The organism is Allomuricauda ruestringensis DSM 13258, assembly GCF_000224085.1.
GTDB classification, from domain to species: domain Bacteria; phylum Bacteroidota; class Bacteroidia; order Flavobacteriales; family Flavobacteriaceae; genus Flagellimonas; species Flagellimonas ruestringensis.
This window is the reverse complement of sequence record NC_015945.1, coordinates 2,225,606-2,244,221: the sequence shown is the minus strand read 5'-3', so window position 1 is coordinate 2,244,221 and position 18,616 is coordinate 2,225,606. Positions and strand designations below refer to the sequence as shown.

At 41.3% G+C, this 18,616-nt stretch carries 21 protein-coding genes and 1 tRNA gene; 14 read left to right on the top strand and 8 right to left on the bottom strand.

Annotation, left to right across the window (positions count from 1 at the left end):
• The first annotated feature begins 85 nt into the window (after nt 1-85).
• From rpsO to MURRU_RS10030, 7 genes are all read left to right on the top strand, one after another.
• Entirely contained in the window at nt 86-355 is a 270-nt protein-coding gene (gene rpsO, locus MURRU_RS10060; RefSeq protein ID WP_014033358.1) for a 30S ribosomal protein S15, read from the top strand.
• 222 nt (nt 356-577) lie between these two features.
• Nucleotides 578-2,809 (top strand): polyribonucleotide nucleotidyltransferase, encoded by a 2,232-nt coding sequence (locus MURRU_RS10055; RefSeq protein ID WP_014033357.1) that lies wholly within the window; start codon nt 578-580, stop codon nt 2,807-2,809.
• Nucleotides 2,810-3,133: 324 nt separating this feature from the next.
• Nucleotides 3,134-3,997: a sigma-70 family RNA polymerase sigma factor gene (locus MURRU_RS10050; protein WP_014033356.1), complete on the top strand. Its 864-nt coding sequence runs from the start codon at nt 3,134-3,136 to the stop codon at nt 3,995-3,997.
• Nucleotides 3,998-4,184: 187 nt separating this feature from the next.
• Nucleotides 4,185-4,844: a ribulose-phosphate 3-epimerase gene (gene rpe, locus MURRU_RS10045; protein WP_014033355.1), complete on the top strand. Its 660-nt coding sequence runs from the start codon at nt 4,185-4,187 to the stop codon at nt 4,842-4,844.
• Nucleotides 4,844-5,830 carry a YpdA family putative bacillithiol disulfide reductase gene (locus tag MURRU_RS10040; protein ID WP_014033354.1) on the top strand — a complete coding sequence of 329 codons (987 nt, stop codon included), beginning with the start codon at nt 4,844-4,846 and terminating at the stop codon, nt 5,828-5,830. Before rpe ends, MURRU_RS10040 begins: the two co-directional genes overlap by 1 nt.
• Before the next feature lie 82 nt (nt 5,831-5,912).
• Complete coding sequence (locus MURRU_RS10035) at nt 5,913-6,341, top strand: DoxX family protein (RefSeq protein WP_014033353.1); 429 nt, start codon at nt 5,913-5,915, stop codon at nt 6,339-6,341.
• Between the two features lie 2 nt (nt 6,342-6,343).
• Nucleotides 6,344-6,817, top strand: coding sequence for a glutathione peroxidase (locus tag MURRU_RS10030; protein WP_014033352.1), 474 nt, complete (start codon nt 6,344-6,346; stop codon nt 6,815-6,817).
• Nucleotides 6,818-6,824: 7 nt separating this feature from the next.
• Here the strand turns inward: MURRU_RS10030 and MURRU_RS10025 are convergent, their stop codons facing one another.
• The 4 genes from MURRU_RS10025 to MURRU_RS10010 are packed head-to-tail and all read right to left on the bottom strand — an operon-like array spanning nt 6,825 to nt 9,570.
• The gene (locus MURRU_RS10025) at nt 6,825-7,865 is read right to left on the bottom strand and encodes an ATP-grasp domain-containing protein (protein WP_014033351.1); all 1,041 of its coding nucleotides are present in this window, start codon (nt 7,863-7,865) and stop codon (nt 6,825-6,827) included.
• Between the two features lie 5 nt (nt 7,866-7,870).
• Complete coding sequence (locus MURRU_RS10020; RefSeq protein ID WP_014033350.1) at nt 7,871-8,587, bottom strand: NRDE family protein; 717 nt, start codon at nt 8,585-8,587, stop codon at nt 7,871-7,873.
• Nucleotides 8,575-9,060, bottom strand: coding sequence for a hypothetical protein (locus MURRU_RS10015; protein ID WP_014033349.1), 486 nt, complete (start codon nt 9,058-9,060; stop codon nt 8,575-8,577). The genes MURRU_RS10020 and MURRU_RS10015 overlap by 13 nt, the downstream gene beginning before the upstream one ends.
• A 60-nt stretch (nt 9,061-9,120) precedes the next feature.
• The gene (locus MURRU_RS10010) at nt 9,121-9,570 is read right to left on the bottom strand and encodes a YHS domain-containing (seleno)protein (RefSeq protein WP_014033348.1); all 450 of its coding nucleotides are present in this window, start codon (nt 9,568-9,570) and stop codon (nt 9,121-9,123) included.
• Nucleotides 9,571-9,979: 409 nt separating this feature from the next.
• On the opposite strand from MURRU_RS10010, the gene MURRU_RS10005 reads away from it, so the two are divergent.
• The 7 genes from MURRU_RS10005 to MURRU_RS09975 all read left to right on the top strand — a co-directional run bounded on the left by MURRU_RS10005 (nt 9,980) and on the right by MURRU_RS09975 (nt 14,556).
• Complete coding sequence (locus MURRU_RS10005; RefSeq protein ID WP_014033347.1) at nt 9,980-10,582, top strand: collagen-like protein; 603 nt, start codon at nt 9,980-9,982, stop codon at nt 10,580-10,582.
• A 290-nt stretch (nt 10,583-10,872) separates the two neighbouring features.
• Nucleotides 10,873-11,451 carry a collagen-like protein gene (locus MURRU_RS10000; protein ID WP_014033346.1) on the top strand — a complete coding sequence of 193 codons (579 nt, stop codon included), beginning with the start codon at nt 10,873-10,875 and terminating at the stop codon, nt 11,449-11,451.
• A 424-nt stretch (nt 11,452-11,875) separates the two neighbouring features.
• On the top strand, nt 11,876-12,427 hold the full coding sequence (locus MURRU_RS09995) for a GNAT family N-acetyltransferase (protein ID WP_014033345.1): 552 nt from the start codon (nt 11,876-11,878) through the stop codon (nt 12,425-12,427).
• 37 nt (nt 12,428-12,464) lie between these two features.
• Nucleotides 12,465-13,001, top strand: coding sequence for a Crp/Fnr family transcriptional regulator (locus MURRU_RS09990; RefSeq protein WP_014033344.1), 537 nt, complete (start codon nt 12,465-12,467; stop codon nt 12,999-13,001).
• Nucleotides 13,002-13,057: 56 nt separating this feature from the next.
• Nucleotides 13,058-13,591: a DinB family protein gene (locus MURRU_RS09985; RefSeq protein ID WP_014033343.1), complete on the top strand. Its 534-nt coding sequence runs from the start codon at nt 13,058-13,060 to the stop codon at nt 13,589-13,591.
• Nucleotides 13,592-13,619: 28 nt separating this feature from the next.
• Nucleotides 13,620-14,015, top strand: a complete 396-nt coding sequence (locus tag MURRU_RS09980; protein ID WP_014033342.1) for a nuclear transport factor 2 family protein — start codon at nt 13,620-13,622, stop codon at nt 14,013-14,015.
• A 10-nt stretch (nt 14,016-14,025) separates the two neighbouring features.
• Nucleotides 14,026-14,556, top strand: coding sequence for a dihydrofolate reductase family protein (locus tag MURRU_RS09975; RefSeq protein WP_041801928.1), 531 nt, complete (start codon nt 14,026-14,028; stop codon nt 14,554-14,556).
• 61 nt (nt 14,557-14,617) lie between these two features.
• Here MURRU_RS09975 and MURRU_RS09970 read toward each other — a convergent pair.
• The 4 genes from MURRU_RS09970 to ftsA all read right to left on the bottom strand — a co-directional run bounded on the left by MURRU_RS09970 (nt 14,618) and on the right by ftsA (nt 18,613).
• Nucleotides 14,618-14,691 (bottom strand) — tRNA-Arg (locus MURRU_RS09970).
• 9 nt (nt 14,692-14,700) lie between these two features.
• Complete coding sequence (locus tag MURRU_RS09965) at nt 14,701-15,153, bottom strand: GatB/YqeY domain-containing protein (RefSeq protein ID WP_014033340.1); 453 nt, start codon at nt 15,151-15,153, stop codon at nt 14,701-14,703.
• Between the two features lie 100 nt (nt 15,154-15,253).
• Nucleotides 15,254-17,257 (bottom strand): cell division protein FtsZ, encoded by a 2,004-nt coding sequence (gene ftsZ, locus MURRU_RS09960; RefSeq protein ID WP_014033339.1) that lies wholly within the window; start codon nt 17,255-17,257, stop codon nt 15,254-15,256.
• A 27-nt stretch (nt 17,258-17,284) separates the two neighbouring features.
• Nucleotides 17,285-18,613 carry a cell division protein FtsA gene (gene ftsA / locus MURRU_RS09955; RefSeq protein WP_014033338.1) on the bottom strand — a complete coding sequence of 443 codons (1,329 nt, stop codon included), beginning with the start codon at nt 18,611-18,613 and terminating at the stop codon, nt 17,285-17,287.
• Nucleotides 18,614-18,616: the final 3 nt, after the last annotated feature.

The following is an 18,616-nucleotide window of genomic DNA, read 5'->3' as shown; positions in this document are numbered from 1 at the left end:
CATATCTTTGCACGCTGATTGCTTCTCCTGAGCATGTCGAAGGAACTGACAATCAATACATAAAAATCATTTAAATAATATTGGAATGTATTTAACAAAAGAAGTAAAGGCCGAGATTTTTAAAAAACACGGCGGCTCTGAGAGCAACACCGGTTCTACGGAAGGACAAATTGCTTTGTTCACACACCGTATCAACCACCTAACAGGACACCTTAAAAAGAACCACAAAGATTACAACACCGAGCGTTCTTTGGTGGCATTGGTAGGTAAAAGACGTAGTCTTTTGGATTACCTAAAGAAAAAAGATATTGAAAAATACCGTATTCTAATTAAAGAATTAGGTATCAGAAAATAAAAACAAAAAGGGGAGGCTTATGCTTCCCCTTTGTTTTAGTTGAACGTGTTTCAACAACATAAAGTCCCAGCATAAAACTGGGCAAACACAAAAAGCTACAAATAGTTTTTCATTGGTCAAGTGCTCCCAAGCACACACAACAACAACACAACCCGACCGCCCGGATGGCGGTAGACCCAATGTTTAACAACCTGGCCATATTGGTTAGGTAAGATTAATTTTATGATTCCAAAGACATTCAAAGAGGTCATAGACCTTGGTGACGGTAGAGAGATTTCTATCGAGACCGGAAAACTGGCAAAGCAGGCCCACGGCTCTGTTGTTGTCCAATCTGGCAAGTGTATGCTATTGTGTACGGTTGTCTCCAATTACAAAGCTTCTGATGTGGACTTTTTGCCACTTACCGTAGATTATCGCGAAAAATTTGCTGCTGCAGGACGTTACCCAGGCGGCTTCTTTAAAAGAGAGGCCAGACCTAGCGACGGTGAAGTATTGACCATGCGTTTGGTGGACAGGGTATTGAGACCTTTGTTCCCAAAGGATTACCACTCCGAAACACAGGTAATGATTCAGTTAATGTCGCATGACGAAGACGTTATGCCCGACGCCATGGCTGGATTGGCGGCTTCCGCTGCCATTCAACTATCGGATTTCCCGTTCGAATGTGCCATATCCGAGGTTCGTGTAGGTAGGGTGAACGGTGAATTCATCATCAACCCGACAAGAGCACAATTAAAAGAGTCCGACATCGACATGATGATTGGTGCCTCCGCAGATTCTGTGATGATGGTAGAAGGTGAAATGGATGAAATTTCCGAAGAGGAAATGGTAGAAGCCATCAAATTTGCCCACGAAGCCATTAAAGTACAATGTGCTGCACAGATAAAATTGGCAGAAGCTTTCGGCAAAAAAGAGGTTCGTGAGTACGAGTCAGAAGCTGAAGATGAAGAGCTGGAGAAAAAGGTACATGACATGGCCTACGATAAGGTGTATGAAGTGGCCAAAGCAGGTTCCTCCAAAAAAGAACGCAGCGAAGCATTTGCCGCTATCAAAGAAGAAATTAAAGCATCTTTTTCTGAAGAAGAATTGGAAGAAATCGGTGATTTGATTTCCAAGTACTACCACAAAGCCGAAAAAGAGGCTGTTAGAAACCTAACATTGGAAGAAGGGCTTCGTTTGGACGGACGTAAAACAACCGATGTTCGACCAATATGGTGCGAAATCGATTATTTGCCCTCCGTTCACGGTTCCGCCCTATTTACCCGTGGTGAAACACAGGCTTTGGCTACCGTTACTTTGGGTACGTCAAGAGAGGCCAACCAAATAGACATGCCATCTTTTGAAGGCGAAGAAACATTCTATCTGCACTATAACTTCCCTCCCTTCTCCACTGGTGAAGCACGACCAATTCGTGGTACATCCCGTAGAGAGGTAGGACACGGTAACTTGGCACAACGTGCCTTAAAAGGGATGATTCCAGAGGATTGCCCTTATACGGTCCGTGTAGTTTCAGAAGTGTTGGAATCCAACGGTTCCTCATCCATGGCAACTGTATGTTCCGGTACCATGGCCTTGATGGACGCCGGTGTTCAGTTGAAAAAACCTGTTTCTGGTATTGCCATGGGATTGATCACGGATATGGAAACTGGTAAATATGCCGTACTATCCGACATCTTGGGCGACGAAGATCACTTGGGCGATATGGACTTTAAGGTAACCGGTACCGCAGATGGTATCACGGCTTGCCAAATGGACATTAAAGTAAAAGGGCTTTCTTACGAAATATTGGTGAAAGCTTTGATGCAAGCCAAAGATGGCAGAATTCACATTTTGGGCAAACTTACCGATACTATTGCCGAGCCAAGGGAAGAGGTTAAATCCTACGCTCCAAAAATTGTTACCAGAGTTATTCCAGGTGAATTTATTGGTGCACTTATCGGTAAAGGCGGAGAAGTAATCCAAGAACTTCAAAAAACAACCAATACCACAATTGTTATTAACGAAGACCCCGATACCGAAGAAGGTATTGTGGAAATCCTTGGTACAGATCAAGATGGTATCGATGCAGTATTGGCTAAGATAGATTCATTGATGTTCAAGCCAGAGGTGGGAAGTGTTTATGAGGTAAAAGTGATCAAAATGCTGGACTTTGGCGCTGTGGTGGAATACACCGACGCACCAGGGAACGAAGTATTGCTCCACGTATCCGAATTGGCATGGGAACGCACCGAAAATGTGTCCGATGTGGTAAATATGGGCGATGTTTTTGATGTGAAATACTTCGGACTAGATCCACGAACCAGAAAGGAAAAGGTATCAAGAAAAGCCTTGTTGCCAAAACCTGAAGGATACCAAGAACGCCCCCCTCGCAATGATAGAGGTGGTGATCGTAGAGGTGGTGGTGACCGAAGAGGTGGCAACCGCGATAGAAAACCAAGAAGAGATAGAGATTAAAACTTCTTTGTTAGAATATAAAAGCCCCGAGCAATTGCTCGGGGCTTTTTTTTGGATATCCGTAATCAATCATGATGCACTGTCACTTCGAGTCTTTCGACTCCGCTCAAGATAAACTTAAGTCGAGAAGTTCTAGACTCAACGTCTTAAAAAATGAGGTCTTCCCGAAAGCTTTCGGGACGCTCGACCTGAAAACCTTATATTAATATGATTGATTGAAGAATCAGATTTTAAAAAAATGCAATCAAAATGTAACTTTTTGGTTTTTTCAACGTATAACCTAATGAGCTCCGGTTCACAAATTTAATTTGAAGGGATTTTTAGATGAGACAGTTAAAGATTACAAAACAGGTTACCAATAGGGAAACCGCGTCGTTGGACAAGTATTTGCAGGAAATTGGCAAGGTAGATCTTATTACCGCCGATGAGGAAGTGGAGTTGGCACAGCGAATAAAAGCGGGAGACCAAATAGCCTTGGAAAAATTAACCAAAGCCAACCTTAGGTTCGTGGTTTCTGTGGCGAAACAGTACCAAAACCAAGGGTTGACACTTCCGGATTTGATCAATGAAGGAAACTTGGGACTTATCAAGGCCGCACAACGTTTTGATGAAACCCGTGGATTTAAATTTATTTCTTACGCCGTTTGGTGGATTCGCCAGTCCATTCTTCAGGCATTGGCCGAGCAGTCCCGTATTGTTCGTTTGCCCTTGAACAAGATTGGTTCCATCAACAAGATCAACAAAACATTTGCTTTCTTGGAGCAAGCACACGAGCGCCCACCATCCGCAGAGGAAATTGCCAAAGAATTGGACATGACCGTGGAAGATGTGAAGCAATCCTTGAAAAACTCCGGTCGCCATGTATCCATGGACGCACCTTTGATCGATGGTGAGGACTCCAACCTTTACGATGTATTGCGCAGTGGTGAATCCCCTAACCCTGATAAGGAACTTTTGCACGATTCCCTTCGCACCGAAATTGAGCGTGCATTGGAGACCCTTACCCCTCGTGAAGCTGACGTAATCAGACTTTACTTTGGTTTGGCCGGGCAACATTCCATGACTTTGGAAGAGATTGGTGAAACTTTTGACCTGACAAGGGAAAGAGTTCGTCAAATCAAGGAAAAAGCTATTAGAAGGTTAAAGCACACTTCCAGAAGTAAGATTTTAAAGACATATTTGGGATAAAGTGTAAAAAATACGCCATAAATTACAGTTAAACTATCCTTAAATTTGATTTTTGGCAGGAAAGTTGTAATTTAGTAAGATATAACAGTTTATCATGACTGTTCGTTTTTTGATTGATGAATAAACTCCGGCTGATTACCGGAGTTTTTTTCGTTTAAGGATGGCTGTAATTGGCTAACTTTGTACTATGAACAAATCAATGATTGCCCCTTCGCTCTTGGCATCCGACTTTGCCAATCTTCAACACGAAATAGAAATGGTGAACCAAAGTGATGCCGATTGGTTCCATTTGGACGTTATGGATGGTGTTTTTGTACCCAATATTTCCTTTGGAATGCCCGTGATACAAGCTATTGCCAAACATGCAAAAAAACCATTGGACACTCACCTGATGATCGTTGACCCCGATAAGTACATCAAAACCTTTGGGGAACTGGGCGTTGATCATTTAACCGTGCACTATGAAGCATGTCCACATTTGCACAGAACGCTTCAGGCTATAAAAGCTGAAGGAATGAAGGCAGGTGTTGCCATCAATCCACATACTTCCATAAACCTATTGGAAGACACCATTCAGGATATTGATATTGTAATCGTAATGAGCGTTAACCCAGGTTTTGGAGGTCAATCCTTTATCGAGAATACCTATCAAAAAGTGGCCGACCTCAAAGAATTGATAAATCGTAAAAATGCGAATACCTTGATCGAGATTGATGGGGGCGTTAATGCAGGTAATGCCAAAAAATTGATCGATCATGGTGCGGACGTTTTGGTCGCTGGCAGTTTTGTTTTTAAAAGTGGCGACCCGACCGAGACCATTAAAAAATTAAAAGAAGAAATAGCATAATGCAGGAATTTGATGTTGTCATCATAGGAGGCGGCCCTATTGGGATCGCCTGTGGTTTGGAAGCAAAAAAACAAGGCATTTCCTATATCATTATTGAAAAAGGGCCCATTGTAAATTCGCTCTTCAACTACCCAGTGAACATGCAGTTTTTTTCCTCTTCGGAAAAGCTGGAAATTGATGAAATTCCCTTCATCAGCAAAGAAGCAAAACCCAAACGCAACGAGGCCTTGGAGTATTACCGAAGGATTGTAACATCCAACCAACTCAACATCCATCTTTTTGAAAAGGTCATCGACACCAAAAAGCAAGGAGATGTTTTTTCTGTAAAAACCGATAAAAACGAGTACCAAGCCAAAAACGTAGTGGTGGCCACAGGATTTTACGACCTCCCCAACAATATAAATGTTCCAGGTGAGGATTTGCCCAAAGTTTCCCACTATTACAAGGACCCTCACTTTTATGCCAGTCAAAAATTAGTGGTTGTTGGTGCGAGTAACTCCGCTATAGATGCCGCTTTGGAATGCTGGCGAAAAGGAGCCGAAGTAACCTTGGTGATCAGAGGCCCTGAAGTAGGCCCGCGTGTAAAATATTGGGTACGCCCCGACATCATCAACCGAATTGAGGAAGGAAGTATTACAGCTTATTACAATTCCACCGTCAAGGAAATAAAACCACATCAAATCGTTATTAATGCGCCAGAAGGCGAAGTTACTTTGGAAAACGATTTTGTACTCGCCTTAACCGGGTATAGACCAAATTTTGCTTTCTTGGAAACGTTGGGCATAGAACTGTCCGACGACCCCAAAAGACTGCCCTCCTACGACCCCGATACGATGGAAACCAATGTTGATAGCTTGTTCTTGGCAGGAGTAATCTGCGGCGGCATGGAAACCCATAAATGGTTTATCGAAAACTCGCGAGTCCACGCTCCTATTATTATGAACGCCATTAAACACAAAATGGAATTGGCAGCGGAAAACTCTTGATTTTTGATAAGATTTTAGCACTCTTTGCCGATTGTTCAATTTATATATGACTATATTTAAGGAAACCTGAAAAAGCTTTCCGATGAACACGACCACAAGTTCTGCCCAGAATATATTTAGGGTTATTTTAGGTCTTTTAATGATTATGGCAGGTGTGGGCCACCTAACTTTTCAACGCGAAGAATTCCAAGCTCAAGTTCCTAGATGGTTGCCAAGCAGTGACGCTTTTATGGGTTTTGTAGTGGTATCCTCTGGCGTTGTCGAGATTCTTTTGGGAGTGGTCATGATATTTTTAGTAAAATACAAGGTTAAAGTCGGCATTATATTGGCCATTTTCTATGTTTTGATATTCCCCGGGAACATTTCCCAATACACCAATGGCATTGATGCCTTTGGACTGGATACCGACCTTAAAAGATTTGTACGTCTGTTTTTTCAGCCTGTTTTGATACTTTGGGCCCTTTGGTCCACAGGAGCACTGAAACACCTTATAAACAAACAAAAAAAGTAGCTATGGAATTTTACAAGTTTGAAGCAGAACGTTTGGATGGCACCCCAGAGTCTATGGAAAAATACAAGGGCAAAACCATTATTGTAGTGAATACCGCCAGCAAATGCGGGTTAACCCCTCAGTATGAAGGTTTGGAAACGCTTTATAAAAATTACAAAGATCAAGGACTGGTTGTTTTGGGGTTCCCCTGCAACCAGTTTGGAAACCAAGAACCTGGCAATGCGGAAGATATACAAGAGTTTTGCCAAACAAACTACGGTGTAAGCTTTCCCATGTTTGCAAAGATTGATGTTAATGGTAGCAACGCCCATCCTATATTCAAACATCTTAAGTCTCAATTGAGCGGCTTACTGGGCGGAAAAATCAAATGGAACTTTACCAAGTTTTTAATTGACAAAACAGGGAAACCTATAAAGCGGTTTGCACCTACAACGGAACCGAATGCCATGGTAAGTTATATCAAGAAGGTTCTTTGAACAAACACTAGAACTTTAACTGAGCCTGTAAGGCACCTGTTTGTTTTAGCATAGCCCTTCCGTCCTTAAAACTTAAATAAGAGTGCCCTGCCCTTTTGTTTGCAATGCTAATGGCACATAGTATTCCCCAATGGCGGGCGACCTCTCGCCAAGCCCATAATAAAGAGTGTTTTGGATCATAAATATGGGTAGCCTCCCCTCCCGCACCATTCACCTCGATAATGCTAAAGTTTTGTCCTTCGCAAAGCTCATCGTAGGTATTGTATAGTAAATCCAATCTGCCATAGTGGAACCCTTTTATTTGGGAACATATCCCATCTATGGTCTTTAACAAACCATCATTGATTTTATGGCTGATGTCAATAAACTTGGCTCCCCGGGTATGACTACCGTAAGGCACTAAAACAAATTTATCTCCTTGATTCAAAATCTGTTGAAGCTGATCACCAAATTTTCGTTCCAAAACTTTTAATTGCAGATGGCTTCGTGGGTTCTTTTTAATAAGTTGCACCATTGTACTTGTACCATCACCAGTAATGGACAAAAATTCCTTAGAAACGACTCCAGTAATTTTACCATGCATTTCCCCAGGTTTGCGCACATAGAATATGCCCACTTCTTTTTGATAGGGAATAAATTCCTGCACCAAAAAATGGGAAGGGCTCCAATGGACATAGTTTTCGAATTCATCTTTGTTATGGATTTTTTCAACCCCGAAGGCTTTCATCCCAATGTCTGGCTTTGCAATAAATGGAAAGCTCACACCTTTTTTCAACACGTGCTCCAATGCCAACTCTGGGGTTTCGGCTTTATTAATAAAAATCGTTTTGGGAATACATTGGGCAGGAATCATATCATAGATGTCCATTTTGGATATCATGGCCATACCACCATTTTTCATACTAGGATTGGCTGCATTAAAAAAGAAGATGGAACGTGCTTTAATGGAATAATACAACCAAACGGGAAACATAGGATAATAAATCAGCCAAAAGGGCCAATATTCCCAGTGGGTGATTCTATGCCATATCAATTTAAAGGTATCCATAACCTTTAAATGGTAAGTTGAGTGGGAGAAAATGGTACCTCAAAAAGTTTATCGTTCATCAAATCCAAATGACGCATCACAATTTCCTTTTTGTCCAAAACAGCTTGGGTAACACTAAAGGTTTTTAGTCCGGAGTCCCTGTCGATGATAAATCCGTTCTCAAAATCATCATGGTTATTGGAATGAAAATCGATCACCTCTTGAGGGGTTATTTTAGAATTTGTGTCAATAAACTTCTGAAACAAGTTGCTTCTGTAATCGATCACATCATCTTTATAAAGTGTGGCCGAGGACCAAATATGGTTTTTTGTCCCATCCAACGGCCTAAAATATTTTTGGTGACCGTCCCATCTAAACTCCAACAGTTTGGTAGTGAACAATACCAAGGTAAAAGGTTCTATTTGGTACAGTTCTATTTCTTGAAGCAAATTAAAGGGATTATCGGAAGCGATCACATCCAAAAGTACCAAGCCTCGGCTTCGCACATATTTTCTGGTTGGGACATGATTTACAAAACCTCCATTGAGGAGCACAGCGACCGAACCATTCTCGTTAAGGCCAAACCAAGTACCCCCAGCTTTCACATCTTTAGGGAAAAGTATTTTTACCGAACCAATGGTTTCCTCCCTAGGCTCCAAGGCCAATGGCCTTGAGATATGTTCGTCACGGTTCGAGGTGATAATGTATCGGCTACCTGAAGAAATAAAACTTACTGTGCACATGCCTTCCTGTATTGTATGGTAGATGGCGCCACTCCAAAGGATTCTGGAATGTCTTGGTTGGAAAAGTGTTTAATTCCTACTTTAATCAATGCCTGATGGTGTATCGTGTGTTCCAAGTTGTACATAACCTCTCTAAAATAATTTGAATCGAGTCGATTCTCCTCACCATCCAGTTCGTAATTGACCTTGATTGCCTTATTTGGTTTCTCCAAATGCTTTTGGATAAAGGTCAAACGTTCCAAGGCAAGCACCAAATCCTCTTCAATCTTTAGATTGCGCTCTCTACGATCATAAGAAACATCGGCTATGTCATAACCTTTGATCAGACAAAGGTAAAGTTCAATAATATGCCTTGTGTGTTGACCTATGCTGGCGTTGGAAAGGATTTTACAAGACTGGGAATAACAATCTTTGGGCAACTCCGACAGCACTTTTTTGAACTGCTCCAAGGTTTCCAAGGAAGATTTGAACATGATGTTTAGTTATTTGGTTTCGGATTATTGATGAAATTGAGTATAAGATAGAAAGAATATTCAATTTTTTATTTTCTCCCAGTTTTTATCCGCTTTGCATTTAAGGTCTTTTGGGGATTCGTTCAGCCAAAATTGCAATGTGTTGTTTTTGCCCCGATTGTAAAATAGATAAAGTTTGCCATCCCTTATTTCATACGTTTCCGGATTTACATCAACCTTTTTCGCATTTATGGCAACCGCGTACGCACAATACCCTCCATATTGGGGTAAATACTTTACGAAATTGTCAACAAACCTTTTCTTATTGGGTAGGTTTGCAAACTTAAATTTTACGTGGTCATACGTAACCACGTATTCTTCATCCCCCTCTTTGGGCAAACCATCAAAATAAGAAACCACATCATATCCATTTACGGCATACCCTTTTTTAGTATTGTAATCTATTTTTTGCGCTTGGACCAAAGTCCCAACAATTAAAAAAAGAGTGAAAATCATTTTATTCGTATCCATCCAGTTTAAATCTTTCAGTTAAAAATTATTGTTGACATACAGCATTAGTCTTAAGCAGGCATTGTTCCTTTCAATTTTGAGTGATCAAAAGGAATAAAACAATTATAACTGTAAGATTTTTCTTTCTTAAAAATATTATCGTTTTGTCAAATAGTGGATTCGTCAATCCATATTGGGCATTCGTCAATTGGCCCAAAATAACTCAATATCTCATCCTAATTTTGACGTCATAAAAGCATAACAACCCATACTTAGAACCACAAAAAGATGGCTGTTGCGATAAAAACAATCTCCAAACTGCATACCTCCGTTAAAAAATTAGTTGGCAGTGATGGATACCTTTTACAAATCCAAAACCATCCTTTTCATAAAACACATAACCCATTATTAATCTTTAAATATTTTTTTTATGAAAATTAGAAATTTGAATTTAGCAAAAATGGCCCTTTATCTTTTCTTGGGGCTTAGTATTACATTGGTTTCTTGTTCTGGTGAGGACGGCAAGGATGGAATCAATGGTGAAATAGGGCCACAAGGGCCCGCTGGTCAAGATGGAGCGGATGGCCAAGATGGCAACGCCAATGTGGTGGTCTCTGAATGGATGCAGTTCGCCTTTGACAATAAAGAAGACGCCGACCCTCCAACTTATGGCGATATGCACTTTGAAGACGAAGACATTCCCGAGGTGGACATCAATGCCTTTTTGGAGAACGGTGGAGTAGCTCTATTCTATGTAAGAATTAGTTATGTTTCCTCCACTCAAACGGGACAATTACCATATCAACTGGGATCCCTTACATGGGAAACCTGGATGGAAACCTCTACCGATCCAGATGCTGTAAATGGATTCATTGTGCGAGCATATGCCAACGATGTAATCACCATGGAGAACACAGACACTTATATGTTAAGATATGTCTTGATACCCGCCAACGTGGCCGAAGAAACTGGAATAGCAGATAAAATGCCCGAAAGCTTTGGTGAGGCTGCCGCTTTACTAGGATTGGATTAAGTTCTTGGATGTCAGATGTTCGATGTCAGAAGTCGGAAGTTTGAAGTTCGATGTTTGAAGTTCGATGTTTGATATTTGATTCGAGCAATTAGTGAAATTCGTGTCAAAGCTGGAAGTCGGATGTCAGAAGTTTGATGCTTGAGATTTGCCTGCCTACCGTAGGCATAGATCTTGACTCTTGAACTTGAACTTGAACTTTTTAAACCAGATACCCGGCAGGTATTTTTCTCATACCATATTTTTTAACCTGTCGGGTTATTTATATAAGGCAACATAAATCCGTAAATACTATGAAAACCAAAAAAACTTTGCTAAAAAACATCTTCCTTTTCTCAATAGGAATTTGTCTATCCTTGGCATTGGGATGCTCGGGAGAAGATGGCGAAACAGGATTACAAGGACCTGCTGGAAAAGATGGTGCAGATGGGCAAGATGGACAAGATGGGAACGCCAATGTAATTGCCTCGGAGTGGATCGACATTGAATGGACCGAGAAAGTAACTGCGGAATGGGCCTACATGGATATTCCGGTGGAAGGTATAATGGAATATGTGGAAAATGGCGGCATTGCCATGATGTATTTAAAGACGGCTGACACTATAATACTTGGACTACCATTTACCAGTTCTTTTGAAGGTGGTAGTTCCTATTATTTCAGGTATGGCAAATTTTCTACTGATGATGTTATATGGGAAGGATTCCGGTTCAACATGCAAGGCCATGGTACTGCCATAAATGTGGCACAAAGCTTGGACTATGCAGTTCGTTATGTCTTGGTACCCGCTAACATGGCCCAGGCCAACGGTATGGCCAGTAAAATGCCAAAAACCTACGAGGAAACCGTCTCCCTGCTTGGAATAAGTTATTGAATTGTTGGAAGTCCGATGTTGGATATCAGAAGTCGGAAGTGGTTTCTTGTTTCAGATTTCAAGTTTTAGGTTGTTTGGGGCGTGGAATCTGGTGCTTGATGCCCGATGTCCAAAGTGTCACGTTGAGCTGTCACCCTGAGCGCAGTCGAAGGGGCAGTCGAAACGTCGGAAGTCTGGAGTTACTCAGTTATTCGGTTATTCGGTTATTGAATTGTTGGAATTTGGAATTTGATTTTTGGAATTTGGTGTTTGGTGCTTGATGCCCGATGTCCAAAGTGTCACGTTGAGCTGTCACCCTGAGCGCAGTCGAAGGGGCAGTCGAAACGTCGGAAGTTCGAACTTGGATATCGATTATTGAATTTTACATTCGAGCCAATTAGTGCAATTCGTGTCAAACCCTGTACATGAACTCGAACCTAAACAAATGAAACTATCCGTCCGGGAAATGAACAAAGGGGACATTGAAGATTTTGTTCAATACTGGTTAAATGCTTCCGATCAATATTTGTTGGATTTGGGGGTAGATTTGAAAAAAAGACCCACCAGGGAACAGATAGAAAAGCTGGTGAACGATCAAATTGGCGTGGCCATGGAAAAACGGAAAGCCTACTTTTTAACCTGGCTTTACGATAATAAATCCATTGGTTGTTCCAACCTTAACCAAATTGAATACGGAAAAAGAGCTTTTATGCATTTACACATTTGGGATTACATGAACAGAAAAAAAGGTTTTGGGGCAGCACTCATAAAAAAGTCGCTTCCTTTCTACTTCAAAAACCTGAAACTACAAGAAGTGTACTGTGAACCATACGCCCTTAACCCAGCACCAAACAAAGTAGTGGAAAAAATCGGTTTTACATTTATAAAACAATACCTGACCGTTCCCGGCGCATCAAATTTTGAACAAATGGTGAACCAATGGAAACTCACCAGAGCAGATTACGAATCAATCATGGCCAAGAATAAAAATAGGTAAACCAACTTTTACAATAAAACCTCAAAAATCGACCAACGTGGATATTATCCAAACACTGTACCATCAAATAGATAAAGAAAACCTATGGAAAAAAGAAGTTTCCCTGAAAAGAAACGAATACCTAAAGGTAAGCGGAAGTACAGACACCAACCTCTATTACATTATTGCAGGGGCCATAAAAATCTTTATTCTGGACGACTATGAAGAGCATATCATCAGATTTGGCTACGAAAAGGACTTTGTTGCTCCCCTGGACAGCTTTCTGTCTGAAAAACCGTCCGATGTATACATACAAGCCATTAGAAAATCTGAGCTGAAAGTAATTTCAAAAACCAACTTTTTCAGGTTGATCAACTGTAATGAGCGTAACAAACAAATCTGGGACACCATTATGGAACAACTTATATTACAACTATTGGAAAGGGAAAAGGACATTTTAACAGCTTCCCCGGCAAAACGCTACCAAAGGGTCTTAAAGAGAAGTCCACAACTGTTTCAGGAAATACCCAATAAGCACATTGCTTCTTATTTAAGAATGACCCCGGAAACCCTATCCAGATTGAAAAAATCTTGATCTTAATCAATAAAAGCCATTGTAACCAACTGTAGTTTGCACAAAAACTAAATACCATGAAATCAGATGAATTGATTCACGACCTTATCAAAATCACCAAGGTCAACATGAACGAAGTACAAACTTTTAAAACACTCTCGGAACAAGAGCTCAACCGCAGAAAGACAAACAATAGCTGGAGCATTTTGGAGTGCATTGAGCACTTGAACAGGTATGGTGATTTCTACATTCCGGAAATCAAAAAGAGCATACTAAATTCCAAACACCCCAAATCAGCAACATTTAAAAGTGGCTTTTTGGGGAATTACTTTGCCAACACCATAAAACCGAAAGAAAAATTGAACAAGATGAAAACCCTTAAATCGATGAATCCCATTAACAGTTCACTGGACAAATCGGTTTTGGACAGATTCATCTACCAACAAGAACAATTGTTAGAGCATTTGAACGAAGCCAACAACACAAACCTCACCAAATTAAAAACCCCGACTTCGCTATCCAAATGGATCAATCTAAGACTTGGCGACACATTGCGGTTTGTAATATTCCACAACCAACGCCATGTTCAGCAAGCTAAGCGAGTACTATAATAATCACTAACATAAAATGTCTACAAAAATGAATCTAGAAGAAACTGTTAAAAAATTTCTCCACACACTGGAAAACCGAGAAAGCTTTGAAGAGTTGATTCCTTTTTATCATCCTGATGTGGAACAAATCGAATTTCCCAACACTTTGACAAAACGCAAGGCTGTTAGAAACCTAGATGCTTTAAAAGAAGCGGGGAAAGCAGGAAAAAATGTGTTGAAGAGTGAAAAATATGAAATTGTAAAAACTCATTCCCTTGGAACAACAGTGATTATTGAAGCTGTTTGGACCGGTATACTTGCCATACCCATTGGAAAACTAGATCCAGGTTCCGAAATGAAAGCCTACTTTGCCCAATTTTATGAATTTGAAGATGGTAAAATCATCAGTCAGAGAAACTATGACTGTTTTGAACCATTCGAATAAAACAAAGATGATGAAACAGATTATTTATTATGTAGCAAGTTCCTTGGATGGTTTTATTGCCGGGAAGAATGACGATATCAGCCAATTCATCCTTCAGGGTGAAGGAGTTGAAAAGTATCAGTCCGATCTTTCTAGGTTTGAAACCGTTATTATGGGGCGAAAAACGTATGAGTTTGGTTATAAATTTGGTCTAGAACCTGGGCAAGCTGCCTATCCCAACATGGAGCACCATATTTTCTCCGAATCCATGCAATTGGAAAATCTGGCCGATAATGTACATATTGAGAAAATGTCTATTGATCGGGTAAAAGAAATAAAAGAAAACTCCAAAACGGACATTTATTTGTGCGGTGGTGGCGAATTTGCCGGTTGGCTATTGGACCATAATCTGATTGACCAACTAAAATTGAAGCTAAACCCTATTATTTTGGCTGAAGGCACCAGATTGTTTGGGAATTCCAACACGGCCTCCCGCTGGAATTTGACCAAGAGCGAAGTGTTTCATGATGGTTTGCAAATTCTCACCTACGACAAACAATAAGTGAAGTAAGAACGTTGACTCACAAAAAAAGCAGGCCAAATAGCCTGCTTTTTCTTCTTTGTGACCCAGGGAGGATTCGAACCCCCAACCCTCAGAGCCGAAATCTGATATTCTATCCAGTTGAACTACTGGGCCATTTATTGTTTATGAACTCAATTTTGCCTTGACTATGGCAGAAATAGTTTTCCCGTCGGCCTGTCCGGCCAATTCTTTGGAAACAATTCCCATTACCTTGCCCATGTCTTGCATTCCCGAAGCGCCAACAGAGTCAATGGTCATTACAACTACTTTTTCTATTTCCTCTTCGGTTAGCTGTTCTGGTAAAAACTTTTCGATAACGGCTACCTGTGCCAGTTCTGGTTCTGCCAAGTCCTCACGACCTTGCTCTTGGTAAATCGCCGCACTATCCTTGCGTTGCTTCACCAATTTTTGAACCAGTTTAATTTCGTCTTCCTCGGACAATTCAGCACCACCACCCTTATCGGTCTTTGCCAACAAAATAGCAGACTTAACTGCTCGCAATGATTCCAAGGCAACGGTATCTTTTGCCTTCATTGCGGCCTTCATTTCTGTCATCACCTTTTCTTGCAAACCCATGTGTTCTGATTTAGTTCGCGAAGATAAAAAATAAACCCGTAAGTTTCGCTACTTCCGGGTTTATGCTTTCCATTAAAAATGGACATTAATTTAAACACTACTAATCAACATTATCGTGCAAAAAAGAGTTGTTGGAACGCAACTGCAAATCATCGTTGCTATCCTCGCCCAAAGAGGTTCTTGATACCTTTTGCTCTTTTGGAACATCGTTTAGGTCCACTCCCTGACGTTTATAGGCCGGCTCTTTTTCAATATCGTCTATACTGCTCCTATTGTTCTGGAACTTGTAGTTGAAGTTTTTCAACTTTCTTCTACGCTCATCGGCACGATCCTTTAAAATATCGCTGATGGAACTGTTCATTGGGTCTAGATTATTGATGGTCTCTTCGTTTTGTCCAGAACCTTCACTTTTTCCTTCAGCCTTCTTTATGGTCTTCTTCTCAAAAACCAGTTCGTTCTCCACCAGTTTTGGCTCATGGGTTTCCGCTTTGGATTTGGCCCCCGTCAACTTGTTTTCCAACTCCATGTACTCTTGCAAGTCGTATCGGGTCTCACCTTCTTTTTTATATTCCAAAACGGGCTTAACTTCCACATAATCGTTCACTTCCACATCCCCTACACCATCATCCAAGTTAAAGGTTACCGTGTGCTCTTTGTCATCCTCTTCCTCTTCAGGCTGAGTGTTCAATGGCATATCAAAGCTTAAGGTGAACTGGTCCTCATTACTCTTTGAAGATACTTCTTCAGCATCTACAACATCAATATTGTTGATTACATTTTTAGCTTCAATGATCACAAAGTCATCCTCTACAGGTTCGGCAACCACTTCTTCGTAGAACACATTGAAATTTCGGATATAGTTGGTCGTTGGGATCAATTCTGGATTCTTGACCTCCATTTTTTGGGAGGCGTCTTCTTTTTCATCCTCCATCTCCAATGTATGTTTCACTACCGCTGGTTCTGGTTCAGGTGTTGGTTCTGGTTCAGAAACCGGTGTTTTTTCAACTTTAACTTCCTGTACCGATGTAGCTTCAGGAGTTAAATCTTGTTCTGCTGTTTGCTCATCTTCCAAGGTGTAAAATACCTTTTTGGACTCCGTATTTACAATGTTATCCTGCTGATCCACATTAAAACCTGTGGCAATCACCGTTACAGCAATGGCTTCACCTAGGTTTTCATCTTCACCTACACCCATAATGATGTTGGCTCCATGACCGGCCTCAATCTGGATATGATCGTTGATTTCTCCGATTTCATCAATGGTAATCTCTTGGGAACCGGAAACAATGAGCAACAATACGTTTTTGGCTCCGTTAATTTTGTTATCGTTCAACAATGGTGAATCCAGTGCCTTCATAATAGCTTCGGTAGCCCTTGCCGAGCCTGAAGCTGCCGCAGACCCCATAATGGCCGTTCCACTATTGGAAAGTACCGTCTTGGCATCCCTAAGGTCAATATTTTGTGTGTAGTGGTGAGTAATTACCTCTGCGATACCTCTTGCCGCAGTGGCCAATACCTCATCCGCCTTAGAAAAACCGGCCTTAAACCCAAGATTACCGTATACTTCTCTAAGTTTGTTGTTGTTGATAACAATTAATGAATCTACGTTGGCGCGCAGTTTCTCAATCCCAATCTGGGCTTGTTTGTTACGCATGGCACCTTCAAACTGGAACGGCATGGTAACAATACCGACCGTAAGAACATCCATTTCCTTGGCGATCTTAGCAATAACAGGGGCTGCTCCAGTACCGGTTCCTCCACCCATTCCTGCGGTAATAAATGCCATTTTGGTATTGTTATCCAGCATACCCTTTAAATCCTCCATGCTTTCCAAAGCTGCCTGCTCTCCAACCTCGGGGTTGGCTCCAGCACCCAATCCTTCGGTTAAGGTTACTCCCAATTGAATTTTGTTGGATACTGAGCTGTTCTGCAAAGCCTGCGCATCGGTGTTGCAGATTACAAAATCCACTCCATTGATACCGGCCTGAAACATGTGATTGATAGCGTTGCTTCCGCCGCCGCCTACTCCTATAACTTTAATTACGTTGCTTTTGTTCTTGGGCAAATCAAAAGCTATATTGTCAAATTCAGTGTTCTTACTCATGACAGTTGTGTTTCTCTTATGAGGTTATTATTCTGCATTGTCCAAAAAGTCCTTCAACTTTTCTGACCATTTGTCAAAAATGGATTTTCTCTCCGTATGCGAAGCCACATTTGTTTTGGCTCCCATATCGTGTTCTTGGCCTACCAAAACCTCATCTTCGTGCATCTCTTCTTGATCCACTACGTGGTTTTTCTTTTTGGCCTCCAAGGAATTCATCAGCAATCCAACAGCAGTTGCGTATAATGGACTGGCAACTTCCTCATCGGAATCGCCCGCAAGGTGCTCATTGGGGTAACCGATTCTTGTATCCATACCGGTAATGTATTCCACCAACTGCTTTAAATGCTTCAGTTGGCTTCCCCCACCGGTAAGGACAATTCCTGCGATCAATTTTTTCTTCTGTTCCTCGTGCCCATAGTTCTTTATCTCCACATAAACCTGCTCCACAATCTCCACCACACGGGCATGAATAATCTTGGAAAGGTTTTTTAAGGTGATTTCTTTGGGTTCACGACCTCTTAAACCTGGAATTGAGACAATTTCGTTTTCCTTGTTCTCTCCCGGCCAAGCGGAACCAAACTTTATCTTCAAGAGTTCGGCCTGTTTCTCGATGATGGAGCAACCTTCTTTAATATCTTCGGTAATCACATTGCCCCCAAATGGAATAACGGAGGTATGACGGATGATACCATCCTTGAAAATGGCAAGATCCGTGGTACCACCACCTATATCGATCAAAGCAACACCGGCTTCTTTTTCTTCTTGACTTAAAACTGCATCTGCGGAGGCTAGGGGTTCCAAAGTGATGTTTCCTAAATCCAATCCGGCACTTTTGATGCACCTTCCAATATTTTTTATGGATGACACTTGCCCTACCACTACATGAAAGTTGGCTTCCAATCGACCGCCGTACATACCCACGGGTTCCTTGATCTCGGACTGCCCGTCCACTTTGTACTCTTGCGGTAACACATGGATAATTTCCTCACCGGGAAGCATTACCAATTTGTACACTTGGTTGCACAGCTTATCCAAGTCATCGTTATCTATTACTTCTTCGGAATTGGGTCGGGTTATGTAATCGCTGTGGTGCAGGCTTCGAATATGCTGACCCGCAATACCCACCACTACAGAACCGATTTTTAGGCCTGAATTCAACTCGGCTTGTTCCACCGCCTGTTGAATGGACGAAATGGTCTGTGTGATATTGTTGACCACCCCACGGTGAACACCCAAACTTTTAGATCGTCCGGTGCCCAAAACCTCTATCTTTCCATACTCATTTTCCCTACCGATGATAGCTACTATCTTGGTAGTTCCAATATCCAACCCAACTGAATAATTACCTTGTTCCATAAT

Bases quoted from the DNA above. Each gene is read 5' to 3' on its own strand.
- rpsO (WP_014033358.1), top strand. From the start codon at position 86: ATGTATTTAACAAAAGAAGTAAAGGCCGAGATTTTTAAAAAACACGGC.
- MURRU_RS10055 (WP_014033357.1), top strand. From the start codon at position 578: ATGATTCCAAAGACATTCAAAGAGGTCATAGACCTTGGTGACGGTAGA.
- MURRU_RS10050 (WP_014033356.1), top strand. From the start codon at position 3,134: ATGAGACAGTTAAAGATTACAAAACAGGTTACCAATAGGGAAACCGCG.
- rpe (WP_014033355.1), top strand. From the start codon at position 4,185: ATGAACAAATCAATGATTGCCCCTTCGCTCTTGGCATCCGACTTTGCC.
- MURRU_RS10040 (WP_014033354.1), top strand. From the start codon at position 4,844: ATGCAGGAATTTGATGTTGTCATCATAGGAGGCGGCCCTATTGGGATC.
- MURRU_RS10035 (WP_014033353.1), top strand. From the start codon at position 5,913: ATGAACACGACCACAAGTTCTGCCCAGAATATATTTAGGGTTATTTTA.
- MURRU_RS10030 (WP_014033352.1), top strand. From the start codon at position 6,344: ATGGAATTTTACAAGTTTGAAGCAGAACGTTTGGATGGCACCCCAGAG.
- MURRU_RS10025 (WP_014033351.1), bottom strand. From the start codon at position 7,865: ATGGATACCTTTAAATTGATATGGCATAGAATCACCCACTGGGAATAT.
- MURRU_RS10020 (WP_014033350.1), bottom strand. From the start codon at position 8,587: ATGTGCACAGTAAGTTTTATTTCTTCAGGTAGCCGATACATTATCACC.
- MURRU_RS10015 (WP_014033349.1), bottom strand. From the start codon at position 9,060: ATGTTCAAATCTTCCTTGGAAACCTTGGAGCAGTTCAAAAAAGTGCTG.
- MURRU_RS10010 (WP_014033348.1), bottom strand. From the start codon at position 9,570: ATGGATACGAATAAAATGATTTTCACTCTTTTTTTAATTGTTGGGACT.
- MURRU_RS10005 (WP_014033347.1), top strand. From the start codon at position 9,980: ATGAAAATTAGAAATTTGAATTTAGCAAAAATGGCCCTTTATCTTTTC.
- MURRU_RS10000 (WP_014033346.1), top strand. From the start codon at position 10,873: ATGAAAACCAAAAAAACTTTGCTAAAAAACATCTTCCTTTTCTCAATA.
- MURRU_RS09995 (WP_014033345.1), top strand. From the start codon at position 11,876: ATGAAACTATCCGTCCGGGAAATGAACAAAGGGGACATTGAAGATTTT.
- MURRU_RS09985 (WP_014033343.1), top strand. From the start codon at position 13,058: ATGAAATCAGATGAATTGATTCACGACCTTATCAAAATCACCAAGGTC.
- MURRU_RS09980 (WP_014033342.1), top strand. From the start codon at position 13,620: ATGAATCTAGAAGAAACTGTTAAAAAATTTCTCCACACACTGGAAAAC.
- MURRU_RS09975 (WP_041801928.1), top strand. From the start codon at position 14,026: ATGAAACAGATTATTTATTATGTAGCAAGTTCCTTGGATGGTTTTATT.
- MURRU_RS09965 (WP_014033340.1), bottom strand. From the start codon at position 15,153: ATGGGTTTGCAAGAAAAGGTGATGACAGAAATGAAGGCCGCAATGAAG.
- ftsZ (WP_014033339.1), bottom strand. From the start codon at position 17,257: ATGAGTAAGAACACTGAATTTGACAATATAGCTTTTGATTTGCCCAAG.
- ftsA (WP_014033338.1), bottom strand. From the start codon at position 18,613: ATGGAACAAGGTAATTATTCAGTTGGGTTGGATATTGGAACTACCAAG.